At 36.2% G+C, this 1,618-nt stretch carries 1 protein-coding gene and 1 pseudogene; one reads left to right on the top strand and one right to left on the bottom strand.

Features of this window, described 5'->3' with window-relative positions; genetic code table 11:
- Positions 1-288: 288 nt before the first annotated feature.
- Positions 289-1,046: pseudogene (locus QUA53_RS28965) on the top strand (IS701 family transposase); the annotation flags it as partial.
- 99 nt (positions 1,047-1,145) lie between these two features.
- Here the strand turns inward: QUA53_RS28965 and QUA53_RS29445 are convergent.
- Complete coding sequence (locus QUA53_RS29445) at positions 1,146-1,538, bottom strand: transposase (protein WP_333101294.1); 393 nt, start codon at positions 1,536-1,538, stop codon at positions 1,146-1,148.
- Positions 1,539-1,618: the final 80 nt, after the last annotated feature.

Here is a 1,618-nt window from a genome sequence, read left to right as displayed (position 1 = left end):
GCTTCTTAATCACTAGGATTTAACTAACTCCAAAGCTTTTTCTGACTCAGTAACTAACTGAGCCTATTTTTTAGTCTCAACTCCAGTTAGTCATGATTTGAGGATTAATCTGCTCTAACGCCCCACTTAGCACGGTGGGATGATACCCGTGGTGCAGCAAAATCGTTAGTTGTAGGACTTACGCATTGACAAAATAACTCTATTGTGTATATCTGGAATAGAGGTGAATTCAATTCCTAAAAAAACAGGATTGGGTAAAATTGCTCAAGTTATCAGGGGAGAAAAAATATTAGAACCAGAACTAAGCCATCCACCGCACTCTGCGACCTGTCCAAGTACACATATTTTCTTTTGGTGGAGTCTAAATATTCAGGTTGCTGTCGGCTATCCTCGATTTTAGATGGACTATCTCACGATAGTATTAACCGTTTTTTGTTAAGAGAAAGCTATGAACCAAAAGATTTATTTGATGAACTCAAACCACATATTGAGTTAATAGGCGGGACATTAAGTGGGGATAATACAGTTATTGAAAAGCCTTATAGTGACCCCAATTTAACAGAATTTATTGGATATTTTTGGTCAGGTAATCAGCACCGTCCGGTTAAAGGAATTAATCTGATTACATTGTATTACACCGAGAGCAGTGGTAAGTCTGTACCCGTAAATTATCGGATATATAACAAACCGGAGGGCAAAACCAAAAATGATTATTTTCGGGAAATGATTGCGGAAGTAAGTGTTATTGTGGGGATTACAGCCAGAGATGGTGACAGGAGATAGTTGGTATTCCAGTAAAAAAAACTTGAATTTTTTGAGAAACCAAAAACTAGGTTTTATGATGGGGATAGCCAAAAACCGCCAAGTGGCTATGATTCCCGGGAAATACACGGCTGTGAAAAATCTCGAAATTCCCCGCCCGCGGCCAAGTTGTTCATCTCAAAAAAATCGGGCAAGTGAAAGTATTTCAGAAGAAGTTCAAAAACGACACAGAGAGATACTATATCATGTTTTGGCCTGATATCAAAGAGACTGAAGTTATAACTATAGCAATCCTAAATGATTTTCTATATCGAGAGCAATCCTAAATGATTTTCTGTGTGTAAGTATATTGACGTATTTTGGGGAAATCAAATTTATGTTCGTTAGTAAAGAACTCTCTCCAAAAATTTGACAATCTTAAAAGACCTACATAAATACCAATACTTTCTTAAAAAGTTTTTAGCTTGTAACCAAATATCTTCAACGGGATTCTGTTGGGGAGCATTGGGAGCAAATAAAATACAAGTAATTGACCAATTATTAGATTCTTTGTCACCATTTAGTTCTAATAAAAATTCTCTAAATTCTCCATATTTATGATAACTAGCTCCATCCCAAATCAAGATAATCTTGCGATTTTTATATTTATTTTGTAAGTATTTTATGAATTTAACTGTTGATTTTCCATCACCAGATGGATGGCTCTGAACATGGAATTCTTTGCTTTGATAATTGAGTGCACCAAAATAAGTTTGTCTATCTTTTTCATTGGTAATTGGGCTGGGGGGGTGACAAGGATGGCTAGGAGCTAGATTGAATCTGACTTATAGCCCTCATCCCCTGTTGGTAAAAATAG

The sequence above is a fragment of the Microcoleus sp. Pol12B3 genome, from assembly GCF_036701355.1.
Lineage (GTDB): Bacteria > Cyanobacteriota > Cyanobacteriia > Cyanobacteriales > Microcoleaceae > Microcoleus.
The sequence above is the reverse complement of the archived record's forward strand: the minus strand, read 5'-3'. Positions and strand labels throughout refer to the sequence as shown.